The sequence below is a fragment of the Chitinophaga sp. 180180018-3 genome (assembly GCF_037893185.1).
Taxonomy (GTDB): domain Bacteria; phylum Bacteroidota; class Bacteroidia; order Chitinophagales; family Chitinophagaceae; genus Chitinophaga.
Genome location: NZ_CP140772.1, coordinates 6,664,810 through 6,679,098, shown reverse-complemented (window position 1 = coordinate 6,679,098; position 14,289 = coordinate 6,664,810). Strand labels below are relative to the sequence as shown.

At 46.4% G+C, this 14,289-nt stretch carries 15 protein-coding genes; 9 read left to right on the top strand and 6 right to left on the bottom strand.

What is annotated here, in order from left to right:
• Positions 1-42: 42 nt before the first annotated feature.
• The 3 genes from UNH61_RS26205 to UNH61_RS26195 all read right to left on the bottom strand — a co-directional run bounded on the left by UNH61_RS26205 (position 43) and on the right by UNH61_RS26195 (position 2,115).
• Positions 43-774: a DUF6683 family protein gene (locus tag UNH61_RS26205; RefSeq protein WP_326994978.1), complete on the bottom strand. Its 732-nt coding sequence runs from the start codon at positions 772-774 to the stop codon at positions 43-45.
• 124 nt (positions 775-898) lie between these two features.
• The gene (locus UNH61_RS26200) at positions 899-1,615 is read right to left on the bottom strand and encodes a metallophosphoesterase (protein WP_326994977.1); all 717 of its coding nucleotides are present in this window, start codon (positions 1,613-1,615) and stop codon (positions 899-901) included.
• A gap of 254 nt (positions 1,616-1,869) precedes the next feature.
• Entirely contained in the window at positions 1,870-2,115 is a 246-nt protein-coding gene (locus UNH61_RS26195) for a hypothetical protein (protein WP_326994976.1), read from the bottom strand.
• A gap of 169 nt (positions 2,116-2,284) precedes the next feature.
• On the opposite strand from UNH61_RS26195, the gene UNH61_RS26190 reads away from it, so the two are divergent.
• Together UNH61_RS26190 and UNH61_RS26185 are read left to right on the top strand one after the other, a co-directional pair.
• Positions 2,285-2,656 (top strand): AraC family transcriptional regulator, encoded by a 372-nt coding sequence (locus UNH61_RS26190; protein ID WP_326994975.1) that lies wholly within the window; start codon positions 2,285-2,287, stop codon positions 2,654-2,656.
• A 99-nt stretch (positions 2,657-2,755) separates the two neighbouring features.
• On the top strand, positions 2,756-3,511 hold the full coding sequence (locus UNH61_RS26185) for an SDR family oxidoreductase (RefSeq protein WP_326994974.1): 756 nt from the start codon (positions 2,756-2,758) through the stop codon (positions 3,509-3,511).
• Between the two features lie 38 nt (positions 3,512-3,549).
• Here the strand turns inward: UNH61_RS26185 and UNH61_RS26180 are convergent, their stop codons facing one another.
• From UNH61_RS26180 to UNH61_RS26170, 3 genes are all read right to left on the bottom strand, one after another.
• Positions 3,550-5,937 (bottom strand): TonB-dependent receptor, encoded by a 2,388-nt coding sequence (locus tag UNH61_RS26180; RefSeq protein WP_326994973.1) that lies wholly within the window; start codon positions 5,935-5,937, stop codon positions 3,550-3,552.
• 121 nt (positions 5,938-6,058) lie between these two features.
• Positions 6,059-7,018, bottom strand: coding sequence for a helix-turn-helix domain-containing protein (locus tag UNH61_RS26175; protein ID WP_339071579.1), 960 nt, complete (start codon positions 7,016-7,018; stop codon positions 6,059-6,061).
• Between the two features lie 187 nt (positions 7,019-7,205).
• Positions 7,206-7,940: a DUF4262 domain-containing protein gene (locus tag UNH61_RS26170; RefSeq protein ID WP_326994971.1), complete on the bottom strand. Its 735-nt coding sequence runs from the start codon at positions 7,938-7,940 to the stop codon at positions 7,206-7,208.
• Positions 7,941-8,062: 122 nt separating this feature from the next.
• Here UNH61_RS26170 and UNH61_RS26165 point away from each other — a divergent pair, with 122 nt between their 5' ends.
• The 7 genes from UNH61_RS26165 (at position 8,063) to yhdJ (ending at position 14,285) form a co-directional block, all read left to right on the top strand.
• Positions 8,063-8,878 (top strand): helix-turn-helix domain-containing protein, encoded by an 816-nt coding sequence (locus tag UNH61_RS26165; protein ID WP_326994970.1) that lies wholly within the window; start codon positions 8,063-8,065, stop codon positions 8,876-8,878.
• A 59-nt stretch (positions 8,879-8,937) separates the two neighbouring features.
• On the top strand, positions 8,938-10,377 hold the full coding sequence (locus UNH61_RS26160; RefSeq protein ID WP_326994969.1) for an alpha/beta hydrolase: 1,440 nt from the start codon (positions 8,938-8,940) through the stop codon (positions 10,375-10,377).
• A 96-nt stretch (positions 10,378-10,473) separates the two neighbouring features.
• On the top strand, positions 10,474-11,835 hold the full coding sequence (locus UNH61_RS26155; protein WP_326994968.1) for a site-specific DNA-methyltransferase: 1,362 nt from the start codon (positions 10,474-10,476) through the stop codon (positions 11,833-11,835).
• An 86-nt stretch (positions 11,836-11,921) separates the two neighbouring features.
• On the top strand, positions 11,922-12,512 hold the full coding sequence (locus tag UNH61_RS26150) for a TetR/AcrR family transcriptional regulator (protein ID WP_326994967.1): 591 nt from the start codon (positions 11,922-11,924) through the stop codon (positions 12,510-12,512).
• Positions 12,513-12,549: 37 nt separating this feature from the next.
• Positions 12,550-13,014, top strand: a complete 465-nt coding sequence (locus tag UNH61_RS26145; RefSeq protein WP_326994966.1) for a hypothetical protein — start codon at positions 12,550-12,552, stop codon at positions 13,012-13,014.
• A 17-nt stretch (positions 13,015-13,031) separates the two neighbouring features.
• Positions 13,032-13,340 (top strand): DUF3817 domain-containing protein, encoded by a 309-nt coding sequence (locus tag UNH61_RS26140; RefSeq protein WP_326994965.1) that lies wholly within the window; start codon positions 13,032-13,034, stop codon positions 13,338-13,340.
• 117 nt (positions 13,341-13,457) lie between these two features.
• A complete protein-coding gene (yhdJ, locus tag UNH61_RS26135; protein ID WP_326994964.1) occupies positions 13,458-14,285 on the top strand; it encodes an adenine-specific DNA-methyltransferase in 828 nt (275 codons plus the stop codon).
• Positions 14,286-14,289 lie beyond the last annotated feature (4 nt).

The window sequence follows — 14,289 nt, the reverse complement described above, 5'->3', positions numbered from 1 at the left end:
TCACAAGGCCACTGAAAGCATGCTTTCAGTGGCCTTGTGATTTTATTTTTTGGTAAATCCATTGTTGGTGAGCGCTACATTATTCAGATAAATATGCTCTTTCGAAAGTATGGCGGATGCCTGAGTAGCTAGTTTGTCAAGCAGTTTTGGGTTAGCATCGCGAACAGCCTGCTCTCTCATGGCCACTGCCGAACAAGCCTGGTACATGAAGGTTTCAGCCGCCAGCTGTAGTTGTTGTGCAGTTGGTCTGCTAACTTTACCGGAACTCAGGCTATGCTGGCACTGCCTGCGCACTGCCTGTACATTTGCTATAGATGGTACCTGTGTTTGCCTGTTTACCGACATCCACATGACTACCAGGTAAGCCGTTACCACATCTACATAATTATTTTGATGCAGGCCGAAAGGAGCGGTCATTTTTCCGAATGTGGTCTGAATATCTCCGAAAAATTTATCTGTTTTTCCTGCTACTTCCTGCCCATTGGATGTAGCAATGTTAGCGATGTACTGTGTACGGAGTTTACGGGAGATGAGAGGGGCATGATCTACCTTCCATGCATTGGTTTCCGGCAGGCGGCTGTTTCCGGATGTAGCAGCCCGTTTGCCGGCTTCGTTTTGTGCATCGAAGGAACGTTGCATTTGCTGGATATTTATTAGTCCTGCCTGGTTGTTCATTTGCTGATTCAGCATAATGGAGGCCGCATCCTGCCCCTTTGCTGATAAAAAAAAGAAAAATCCAGACAGTAATAAAATAACTGAACGAAGCTTTTTCATATGTTTATTTCTTTATTCAAATGAAAAGGAGCTTGGGTGTAATAATGATATGGTTTCGGGTCTAATTCATATGAAAATTACAGTTATTTTATCGAAATCTGGCATAGTGATAAAATCCCCCCTTTTATATTTTCACGTTACCAGCGTCATACATCTCGCCAATACCCAGGCAACGGAAGGTGATCCCTTCTTTTTCTTCCACCTGGGAAGCATGATAGTGGCCATAATACCAGGTATGGCAGCCAGCTTCCTTTATATCGCGGAATATTTCACTCATCACTTTCCGTTCATCTTCCAGTGCTGCTGTCAGATTCCTTCCTGCCGCCAATTCTCTGCTGGCGAAATGTTGCACCAACGGATCGTAGGTATAAGGCCATGCCTCCCGCGGAGCAATGTGCGATACCATAATATCTATGCCTGCCTCACAGGCGCCTTTCAACGCGGCGGCATCCCAGACGATTTCCTCATCAGGCCAATAATCTTTTCCCTGTGTACGGTTGATCCTGTCGATGGAAATGCCGCCACCCGCAAACAGTATTTTACTGTCTTCTATTGTCAGGTACTCGTAATCCTTTACCAGTCGTATGTTTTGAAGATGGAAATCATCGCGGTTATCCCAGAACCACTTATTATCGTGGTTACCGCGTATGATATACAGCATGTTGTGTTGACTGCCTAAAAAATCATCTGTTTGCCGGAGTACTCTCAGATCGTCGTCTACAGGCTGAAATCCTAATCCCCAATCTCCAACCTGAATGAGCGCTGTAGATGCCATCTTAAATTTCCGGATCCGTGACAGTATCTCCGGATATCCGCCATGAAGATCTCCTATTAAAATCATGTATTAATAATTATTTTCTATTAAGATAATCATTAAGTTGTATTGAGAAGCTTCCCCAAACTTTTCAGGCACTGACGCCTGTTACAACGCAGGAACGGGATGAGTTTATTGCCCACTTCTGTGATTTGCTGAACAACGCCTGTCGCCGGCATCCTGCCGGGTTTTATGAAATGCCAAAAGCTGGCCGGATATTTAAGGAACTGCGAACAATCAATGAGTGGGGCGTAGGGCTGGCGACTGGTCGATGGCGCGAATCAGCGCTTTTTAAACTCAATTGCGCTGGTATTGATATCAGCGGAAGTATTGCTGCATCTTTTGCCCAGGATGCCATTTCTCGTGCAAACATTATTCGTAATACCATTGACAGGATGGATGAATACTATCAACAGCATCTCTTCCCAGACTCCATTGTCTATGTTGGTGATGGGAGATGGGATTATATAGCCACCCGGGAGCTTGATATCCGATTTGTCTGTATTGCAAATAGAAATCTGGCTCATCTCCCAAATATAACCTGCATCAATGATTATAAAGAATTGAAAGTACTTATATAAATAAGGAATCCTTATCTCAATTTTTTTATCTTGATACTTTTATTTAACTTCCGTTATCCGTATTTTCCCGCAGCAAAAAACCAACTATTTTGTTAATCTATCTATTAACATACATATGAGCAAATCGGTTAAATACTCAAGGAACGATGAAATAACAGACGCTTACTTTGAAATCTTGAATAAACATCTGCATGATATAGTAGAAGGAAGAGTCGTGAAAATGCTTGAACTGTCAGAGATTGCCCGCGCTATGTATATCTCTCCCCAACATTTAAGCGATACCATCAAACTCACTAAAGGGTACGCTCCCTGTTATTTTTATGATGAAAAAATTTTGATAGAAGCAAAGAAAATGTTGGCAGAAACAGAGTTGCCGATCGCAGAAATTGCAAGGATATTAACGTATGACCCCTCCAACTTTTCCAAATTCTTTAAAAGAAAATTAAAAGAAACCCCCGGCCAGTACAGGGAAAGAATAAAAAAATAGCCAACCCGGAAAAGTTCCGAAAAGTTCACCACACTTTCTTTGACGTAACACTGCAAATTTGTGACATCATTATTCACCAATTTGAAAACCATTTTTGTTATGTCCAGGAATGATTTAAAAGGAAAAGTTGCCGTGGTGGCAGGAGGCGGTAAAAATTTGGGAGGCCTTATCAGTCGCGCATTAGCAGCGGGCGGCGCCAAAGTAGTTATTCACTACAATTCAGACGCTACCAAAGCAGATGCTGAGCAAACATTAGCAGATATCAAAGCTGCCGGCGGAGAAGCCTACATCACCCAGGGAGATCTTACCAAAGTACAGAATGTGGTAAAGCTTTTTGCTGACGCAAAAAGTAAATATGGTGGTGTCGATATTGCCATCAACACAGTAGGTAAAGTGCTGAAGAAGCCATTTGGCGATACTACAGAAGCGGAATACGACAGCATGTTCGACATCAATTCAAAAGCCGCTTATTTCTTCCTGCAGGAAGCGGGCCGGCAAATGAACGATGACGGCAAAATCTGTACGATCGTAACTTCCCTGCTGGCTGCGTTTACGGGCCTCTATTCCACTTATGCCGGTGCTAAAGCTCCGGTAGAACACTTCACCCGTTCTGCGGCAAAAGAATACGGCGGAAGAGGTATTTCGGTTACCGCAGTGGCTCCCGGCCCAATGGATACGCCGTTCTTCTACCCGGCTGAAACACCCGACTCAGTGGCCTATCACAAATCTGCTTCTGCATTAGGTGGCCTAACCAAAATAGAAGACATCGTACCATTAGTACTATTTCTCGTAACCGACGGATGGTGGATCACCGGGCAAACCATCTTCGCCAACGGTGGTTATACTACAAGATAATACAAGTGGAATACATAGCCGGCCCGCTAAGGGCCGGTTTATAAACCAACCCTGTTTTCTTCTTCATTCTTCTTTTCCTGCATGGCCTTGTGAGTAGATCTTCCGAAATTATACGCTACAGTCAGCGCAAACTTCCTGTTGCCAAACCAATGAGAGAGCTGGTTATTGATGATTTGCTTCTCCCGGAAAATATACAGAACACGGTAGGTATCGAAAATATCGTAGTAATTGATACGTGTATTCAATTTCCCGTTCATCCATTGTTTCTGCAGGCTCAGGTCTACATTGCCCAGCGACATGGATTTATAAAGACTATTCCCGCCCCTGGAATGATAGGCATAATATATTTCGAAAGTATACTTTGCCGGTAACGTAAACACCTGGCTGCCGCTGAAGTCGTACTCCGTTACCGGTATCCTGTAAGTAGCCTGGTGATAAGGCATCTGCTCTTTTTTATAGTAACCATTCACCTGGTGATTCATACGCCACCATTTGGTAACAGTCAAAGGAAAACTGACTTGTACGCCAGCGAAATCGTTAAATGGAATGTTCTTTCCCAGGTATTCCAGCACATTGGTGATGCTATCGTATTCCGGGTACCTTACCATGGCGTCCCATTCCCTTCCTGCATTTACAGTTACCATCAGATTTTTATAGGTATAGGAAACGGCCAGCATGTCGGTAGTTGCAGCTTTCAGATCAGGATTACCTACGTAGTAGTTAAGCGGACTGTTATAAAACCGGAACGGGTTGAGCTGGGTAAAGGTAGGCCTGGTCAGCCGCCGGCTGTAGGCTACATTCAGCTGCTGATTTTTATTGAAAGCATAGGTAACACTAATGCCTGGCAACCACTTCAGATAGTTTCTTTCTGTTACGGCATTTTTGGTAAATGAATTGGCATTGGTATGAGTATATTCCGTTCGCAGACTCAGGTTATAATTCAGCTTTTTAAAACTGCTACTGTAAGAGATGTAGGCTGCTCCGGTATATTCATTATAAAGAAAGTTATTGGTGCGGCTGCTGTCGGTTACAAAGTGTTGCGGGGTATCGAGCGTATCATAACGCAGTTTGTTGGAAGTGGTGGTAAAAGCAAATCTGCCTCCCATCAAAAGCGTTGCTTTTCCCGCGTTGATACTAACATCCGCCTGCGCGGTGCGAATCGTGATATCGTTGTTCAGATTGGTCAGCCAGTAGGTCAATAGCTGCTGATCCGGGGCATTATGTGTCTGAATGTCTTCATCCTGGCGGTTGCTGATATTCACATAAGAAGTTAGCAGATCCAGTTGTGTTTTTTTCCATTTGCCGGAATAATCCAGGTTGGCGGCATAGCTATGTTGCAGTGGATTGGATCGATTATCCGTATACGTATTCATCATTGCTTTTTGTACGGTGGCATCCGTTGCATCGAGGGTATTGAATGAGCGTATGTTCCGGTCGAGGCGGGCGCCCCGCAGTAGCAGGGAAATGCGCTGATCCGGAGCAATGTTGTAATCGGCCCCGGCCTGGAAAATGAGGTTATTGTTGCCTGTCAGCGTCCGGGTATTGGTAGTGAGTATGTCTGTATTGGCAAGATGCTGTAACGCATGATACCGGCGTATCCTGTCGCCCCCGGTGTAGCCCATCCGTGCCGTATATACCATTTTTCCCGCCCGGTAGGTGATCATCAGATTGTTGTCGGACAACGTATAGGCGTTTTGCTGCAGGTTAGTGCTGATAGCTCCTTTCCAGCCCATGCGGGGATCCTGTTTCAGCCTGATATCCAGGATGGCTTTGAACTCACCATCATAGCGGGAAGAAGGTGTATTAATCACTTCAATGGAGCTTAACATATCGGGAGAAAGGCTGGAAAGGAATTGTTGCTGTTCTTCAGGGCTCATCTGTAATTGCTTCCCATTTACGAAAATCACAGGTGTAGTGCGGCCGTTGAGCAGGAGGGTGCCATCGCCGTTTACCTGCAGGCCGGGTATTTTTTTCAGGATATCGTAGCCATTTGCGGCTGTTGCAAATAGTTTGTTGCCCGAAATGTTCAGCACAAGTTTATCATCTTCCCTCCGGAAAGCCGGCCGGCTGCCACTGACCTGAATACCGGTAAGCTGGCTGGTATTGGCCGTAAGTCTGATAATGCCTGCATCTGTTGTTGTTTGTAGGAAGACAGGCAGGTACCGCTTCCTATATCCAACGGAGCTGATCTGGAGGATATATCTGCCCGGAGAAATACCCGTCAGCAGGAAAGTACCGACTGTATCAGTAAGCTGCCCGCGAACCATGGCGGAGTCGTTACGCGTTAGCAGACTTACTGTAGCATAGCCGATCCCCTGGCCATAAACACTATCCACCACCTTTCCCCGTACAGATATCTGGGCACTGCTGATTTGGGGGCCCGTCGATACCAGCAGGCCAGTCAATAATATTAATCTTATCATCATCCGTATTACTGCATGTTTTCCGGGCAAACCTAACCACCAGGCGAACCCGGCAGGTCTGGTTTTATGAAATCAGTAGTACGGAATTATAAATCAGGACTATGAAGACTTGGTAAACAGGTTGTTATATAGTGCTGGTTTTTGGGATGTTTTCTTTGAAAAGCGCAGGTGTCATGTCTTTTATCTTCCGGAAAGCAGCATAAAAGGTTGACTTGGAGTTATAGCCTACCTCGTATCCGATAGCTTCGAAGGTAAGATGATGATGGGTAGTGATTAGTTTGCATGCTTCGTTTATCCGGTATTCATTGACGAATGTAGAGAAGCTTTTGCCCAGGTATTCGTTCAGTAACTGCGACAACTGATGTCCGGTGATGTTTATTTTTGCTGCGAGGTCGTTCAGTTTCAGATTGGGATCTTTGTATAATTGTTCGGCGGCTATCACCTTTTCCAGTTTCGATAACCAGGCCTGCGCATCGTTATCAGCCAGTTTCCGCTTCTCCGGCCTCGCGGGTTCTTCACCCTGCAGTATATGTTCTACCCTGGCGCCGTATAGTACAAAGAAGATGGTCAGATACAATACCAGTGAAAAGCACACCCCTCCGGCAATATAATTCCACCTGACATGGCTGAATAATGCCAGCATATAGGCTGCAAATACGAGGCAATTACCGGCATATATCAATAGCAGGAATCTTCCGGTAACCTTCGACATCCCGGGCTGCGCAGCGCTTAAAATGTTTCTTAAAACAACACCCGCCGCAATAAGGCAGGCCATCCATTCAAAATAAATAAGGTATACTCCTATACGTCGCCAGGTTTCAGGATATTGCTGATAGGGAATGATCAGCCCCGGCAGGAGCACGATTACCAGTAGCGCACCCAACGTCCATTTCCAGGAGGAGGGGATGTTGGTACGTTGCTGTTGCACGGATCTGAAAAAATAATACAGACCGGGGCCAATAAAAAAGCAGGCCGATAATCCTATCTGCAGGTAAATCTTAGGCAGATGAGGATTGAAGTAATAAATGACAGATTTGGTGACCCGGATACTGATCGCTAATAGCGACACTGCCAGGAAGAACATTGGGACCGACCGACTCTTTTTCCTGAAAAAAAGATACAGGCTGAGTAAAATGCCGTTAAGGCCGCCCAGGGCACTGATGAGAAATAATATTTGCTGGCCGATGTTCATGCTTTCCGCAACTTGCTATGAATTTATCTTGTAGGGTAGATGACATAGGAAATATACGGAATTTCTCTGTTGCTGATCATCAATCCCGTTCCCATGGAGAATCGGGCGTTGCTCGCCAGGCGCTATGCCCGTACGTCAGATCATAAAGCTCGTTGAGGGTGGGATCTTTTTTAACCATAGAATCCAGGCTCACTACTTTGGCGTGATCCATATTGGGCTCTGCTTCACTGTGAAATTGCCAGTCTCCTTCTTCATCATGATAAACATATAAGATGGGTGCTCCTTCTAATACTTCCGATGTTGTGAATACGGCCACATTTCTTTCTTCAAAAAACCTGAAATCAGTATTCCTGTCCAGTAGTGGTTGTTCAAATTTCACGCTCGCATCAAACTCAGTGTCCCAGGGAAAGAACGATTGTCTGTCGGGCCACACCATCTGAAGAACCGGAAACGCATCATTGCCATAGAAATCCATCGTTACTCCGAAATGATCCCGGTAAAAAACGTGTTCTACAGGTATAAACTGTACCGGGTAGTTTTTCAGGAACTCATCGTAATGGCGGCCTGGCGTCAATACCTGCCCATTTTTTATGAGACCGCAGGCATCGTTTAGCACAGAGCCGGCTGTACCAGGGGAGAAGCCATAGCAGATAATTTCAGGATGTCTGAATTGCTGGTATAATCCCGTTGTATATGCGAAACCTGGCAGGTGGCCATCGGGAGGCACAACGGTAATAAAACAGCCATACTGATCAATTTTCTGCTGAATCTCCGCGTGAGAGGCAGATTCGTGCCGGCAATCGTCCTGGGCCATATAAGAAACAAATTTACAGCAAGGTATTTTTTCCGTTCCTCTTCACCAAATCCCACCTATACACCAACCCAGGGCTCACTGCCAATAATTTTATATCTTCCTGTCCGGGAATCTGAACGACCATGATCGAAATTTTTGACAATATCAGGCAGCTATACAAATTTCAGACGCCGGCAGGCGCCCTGCACCCGTATGTTGAATTTTTCTCAGAAACCTCTCTCGATGAAACCCACCGGCTTATTCAAAGCGAAACCTTTACGGTGAAGCTTTTTCCGAGCTATACTCCTACCATCTGGATCAACCTCGGAACGCCCTACCTGCTGGCGAACGGGCGGAAACAATTACATATAGACGAGCAAACTGATATCCTGCTGCTGAGAAATGAAATCGTGGAGCGAAAAAATCTGCCCAGCGACAATATTTTCACGGTAAAATTCCATCCGGGTGGTTTTGAAACTATTTTCGGTATCAGCCAAACCCGTATTGGCAGCAATGTAGTTCCGCTACAGGATATCATTCCCGCCGGTATGGTCAGGAAATTAAGGAATGCCGCCAGCATGGCCGACCGGATAAATCTATTCGAGAGCCTGTTTCACGAAAAGCTGGAAGTGCAGCAGAAAAAAGATAACTACTATCTGCAATGTATCCATCGTACCATCGATGCTTTTGCCGGTTCCGGTATGGAGGCTGGTAACGGAGAACTGGCCAGGCAACTGTATCTGACAGATAAAAGCCTGTACAGGTATTTCACGAAAATTATAGGAACCAGCCCTAAGAAGTATCTGGGTATTACCCGCGCCCGTACTGCATTAACTGGCTATACGAAAAATGCCGCCAGTTTTTCTCCGCATGACTATGGTTATTACGACAGAAGTCATTTTTATAAAGATGTGCTGAACTTCACGGGGCAGCATTTCTCCAGTTATCTCCACCGCTGATTGTCCGATTTTTACTTTCGGAAAACCCCGGCCGGAGTTTACTTTGCAATAAAATCAGTATGAGAATTGTTTTGATATACCTGGGTGCATTATTCGCTGTGCTTGTTGCAAGGGCACAGGGCTATCAGCCCAGGATCGAACCAATGCCATCTCCGGTAAGAACGGCTCCGGAGCTGATTACAAAAAGCGGTTACCTGGTAGTGCCTGAAAACCGCCGGCGGCCGGCCGGTCCCGTTGTCAGGATACCATTTGTTTTCGTCAGGAAGGCAGAAGCAGATTCCGTGAAACATATCGCGCTCATGACTACCGGCGGCCCGGGCTACAGCACTATCGCCAACTTCGACAGCATCGGCGCCGGCTCGGAGCTGCTGCGATACGGAGGCTTCATTATATTCAGCCAGCGTGGCGTAAAAGGAGCCATTCCCTGCCTGGATTGCCCGGAAACAACCACGGCTGTACGAAAAGCTTACCGGGAAAACCTCCCGAAAGATAGTCTGGAACTGGAAGCAATAAAGCGTTGCCGGAAACGGCTGGCCGCACAGGGAATTGATTTGTCGTCCTATACCACACTCGAAAGCGCAGCAGATATCAACGATCTGCGCAAAGCACTACACCTCGATTCGCTGATGCTGATAGGCATGTCGTACAGTGGCGGGTTGATGCTTTCCGTAGCCCGCCACCACCCGGAAGCCGTGTCGCTGCTGCTGTTGAACTCACCACTTCCGGGATACGTCAACTATGAAGAGCATGCCCTGCTCAATATGAATGAGGCATTCAACCAGGTGTTCGATAACTGCGAGACTGATTCCACGAGTAACCCTATATACACAGGGCTTCGTGAAAAGTTCCACCAGTACTTTACATCCATTACCGGCAAAATGTTCTCCTTCCGCTATTCGGAGAATAACAGTCAGGATACCTTCACCATCCGGTATGGTAAAAACGAATTAATGGATGCGCTGCTGGACAGGATGAACGGCAGATCCCTGAAAACGGTGCCGTTTGTGATGTACCAGATCATCAACGGCCAGCATGCCCCTTATGTGAAAGAAGTGGTGGATGCAGCCTTTGCCGGTAATCAACGCATCGCGCTGGGCATGAGGTATTCGGTCTATTGCTCTGAGCAGATTGCCTTTGCCAGCAAACAGCTGATCCGGAAACAGAACGAACTGGTACCCTGGCTCGCGGATTTTACATTCAACGACCCCGATACCACGAAATGCGATTGCTGGAATGTAAAAAGGGAGCCTGCCGGGGAAAAAGAACCGGTGTATTCGAATGTGCCGGCATTGATTTTCACCGGTGATGCAGATCCCTGGTGTCGCCCTTTTTACAACCGGCTGATTAAACGGTACCTGCCCAACAGCCAGCTACTGCTGATTCACAACCAGGGCCATGTGCCCTCGCTGGGCGGCCATGGTGCTAATTTCCTGGATATGTTTATCAATAATCCCTGCAAAAAACTCGTATCTGCTACGAAGGATGTGATGGTGGAATAATAGGTGGCGCAACTTGTCTTTTTTTGTGTATACTTGTCGTGAGTCTTTGTACTCATCTTAATTCCATGGACAAGAGTCAGGCAAAAAAGAGCAAATATGCCTACACTAAACTGGACAGGAAAAGACAAGGTTGTCGACCATCACCTGGAAGTGCCCTGCCGTACACTCGAGCACAGGTACGGTTTCTCTGCGGAAGAAGGGCAGACGGATACGCCTGTACACAGTGGTAACAAAATTATATACGGCGATAACCTCGAAGCGCTGAAAAGCCTGCTGCCGGAATACGAAGGCCGGATCAGGTGCATTTATATAGATCCTCCTTACAATAGCGGCAACGAAAGTTGGGTGTATAACGATAATGTCAATCATCCCCTGATCAGCCAATGGCTGCATCAGATAGTGGGGAAGGAAGGAACGGATCTGAGCCGGCACGATAAATGGCTCTGCATGATGTATCCCCGGCTTAAACTGTTGCATCAGCTGCTGGCCGATGATGGCGTTATTTTTATATCGATAGATGATCATGAACAGGCTAACCTGAAACTGGTTTGTGATGAGATATTTGGTGCTTCTAACCTCATTGCGCCATTGTACCTGCAGGTGCGCTTTGCCGGCAAAACCCTGGTGGAAGACAGGGACGTACAAAAGCTGATGGAAGTAGTGTATGTATACAAGAAACAACCTTCTACGAGGCTGCTCAGAGAAAGACAGTATTACGACCTGTCGAAATTCAACACACGGATAATCGAAAAAGGCAGGCCCGACCGGATCAGGCTGGGCGATAAGGAAGTAGATATCTTCCGGAAAAATGATTACGAAATTATTCAGGAAACTCCTTCTGCAGATCATCTGAAACCCATATGGGCTACGGGAAAGATACTGGACGGTAATTCTTCCGGCCGTTTTTTCCGGGACTACCTGAGTGGCAGACAGCACCACGATGGCCTGGGCACTTTGTATAAGGTTTGGGGCCTGGGCAACGATCAATATCCTTTCCGGTATTTTACAGGGCCTAAGCGCGCCGGCGCTACAAAAGGGATGTATTACCAGGGAGTGCCGAACGATATAACCGGTACTACAGCAAAGGAAAAAACGGTACCAGTTCCCAACTTTGAAAACTATGCAGAAGATTTTGGCAACATCAGGCATGAAGGCGGAGTGGATTTCAGAAGCGGAAAGAAACCCACCGTATTATTACAAAAACTGATCAGTTATGTTGTACCACCTGATGAAGATGCCATCATCCTCGACTGCTTTGCCGGCTCCGGATCCACTGCCCATGCGGTGCTTAACCTGAATAAGCAGGATCAGGGCAAACGCCGGTTCATACTGGTGGAAATGATGGACTATGCAGATACCACTACCGCCGCACGGATCAGGAACGTGATCCGCGGATATGGGAAAACCGCCGGCACAGGCGGAAGTTTCGATTTCTTCACATTGGGAGCACTACGATAGCATTTCTCTTCTCCCGTTATCCACAAAAACAATTTTTGATAATGACTATTTTACCTATGTTTGCAAAACATACTACTTAGTATTTTATGTCGAACAAGGCAGCCTCTACCCGGCTGATGATATTACAGCGATCGTTCGAGCTGATTTATAAAAAAGGTTATCAGGCCACCAGCATCGATGATATAATTGCCACTACACAAGTGACGAAAGGTGCTTTTTATTATCATTTCAAATCCAAAGATGAAATGGGGTTGGCAATGATCAAAGAAGTCGTGTATCCCGGCATGTATGCCGCTTTGATCAGGCCATTGCTGGAAGCGGGTGATCCCCTGGATGCCATTTATCAGATGATGAAACACCTGCTGTTGAAAGATCCGTTTTTCCAGGTGGAACACGGATGTCCGGCTATTAACCTGATTGATGAGATGTCGCCCGTGAATGAAGATTTCAGAAAGGCGCTCCTGCAGCTGGTGCTGCAATGGCAGGAGCATATTCAGGCCGTGCTGGAAAAAGGACAGCGGAAGGGGCGTGTGGGGAAACATATCTCCCCGCAACAGGCGGCATTGTTCATCACCTCCGGCTACGGAGGGATCCGCAACATGGGGAAAGTATTTGGTAAAAGCTGTTATAAAACCTATCTGCAGGAATTCGAAACTTACCTGCAAAAGCTGAAGTAAATTTTTTTATTCAAAAACATACTAATTAGTATTTTTTATGTATGCCGTACTTTTATGGCTGCACTCGGCCACCCGCTGGCTGGTGTTGCTAAGCCTGTTCTATGCCATTTATACCGCTGCGAGAGGATATTTCCGTATGCGCCCGTTCACGGGGGCGGCTAATCGTATCCGTCATTGGACGGCCACCTTAGCGCATCTGCAACTTACCATCGGAATGATTCTTTACTTCCAAAGCCCGATAGTAAAACTATCGCCGGCTGCTATTGATAATCCGGCGGTGGTGAGGGAAATATCTTTCTTCAAATACCTGCATATTGCCCTGATGTTGCTGGCGGTGATCATGATCACTATTGGGTCTGCTGCCGGTAAACGCGCCGCCATCGACCGGCAGAAATACCGCATAATGCTTTACTGGTTTGCGGCTGCACTACTGATGATCCTGCTGGCCATTCCCTGGCCGTTTTCTCCCTTTGCACATCGGCCTTATATCCGCATTTACTAAACTTAAAATACATCACCATGCTGCAATTATTTAAAACGCAGATCGGTCGCCTCCGCCTGATCGGTATCCTCGAAGGAATCTCATTGCTGGTACTGCTTTTCATAGCGGTGCCCCTCAAATACTTTTCCGGAAACCCTCACATGGTGCGCCTGATGGGGCCCATTCACGGCGCACTTTTCCTGCTCTTCATCTTCAACACGCTAAGTGCTGGCGTCGCCTACAGGTGGAAATTCAGTACCACCACCTGGAAGGTACTGCTGGCCTGCGTAATACCATTTGGGAGTTTTTACATTGATAAGCATATTTTGAGGAGAATTAGGAATTAGGAATGAAGAATGAAGAAACCGCGCGAAGACCTCAGCAAATAAATTATTTTCCGAAAGGTCTTCGCGCTGTTTCTTCATTCTTCATTCCTAATCCCTAATTCTTTAAATTAGCATCTGATGAACTTACTCGGCACAAACAACCATAAGATTATCCACGGTGATGCCCTGCAGGCATTGCAAACCCTGATTCCGGATGGTAGTGTTGATTTGATCTTTGCTGATCCTCCTTACAATATTGGTAAAAATTTTAGCGGAGATATTGAGAAATGGGAATCGGAAGATGAATACCTGCAATGGTGCTACCAGTGGTTAGATCTTTGCCTGCAGAAACTCTCGCCGGGTGGTAGTTTCTATGTGATGACCGCCACACAGTTCATGCCCTATTTTGATATCTACCTGAGAAATAAAATACATATTCTTTCGCGCATTGTATGGAGCTACGACAGCTCCGGTGTACAGGCCAGGAAATACTTCGGTTCTATGTATGAACCCATTCTGTATGGTGTAAAAGATAAGACCAACTACACCTTCAATGCAGCTGATATTTTAGTGGAAGCCAAAACAGGAGCCCGGCGCAAGCTGATCGATTACCGGAAAACAGCGCCCGCCGTATACAATGCCGAGAAAGTTCCCGGTAATGTATGGGACTTTGCGCGGGTACGTTATCGTATGAACGAATATGAAAATCATCCCAGCCAGAAACCGGAGGCATTGCTGGAACGCATTATCAGGGCTAGTTCCCGCCCCGGCGATTGGGTCCTGGATCCTTTTTCCGGTACATTCACCACCTGCGCAGTCGCTAAAGAACTGGGGCGCAATTGTATCGGTATCGAACGCCAGGAAGAATATGTGAAGATAGGATTAAGAAGATTGCAGCTGGCAGAAGAATACAATGGAGAGAAGTTACAGCGCGCCAGCCGTTCATTCCGGCGCAGGGCAGTATGAACCC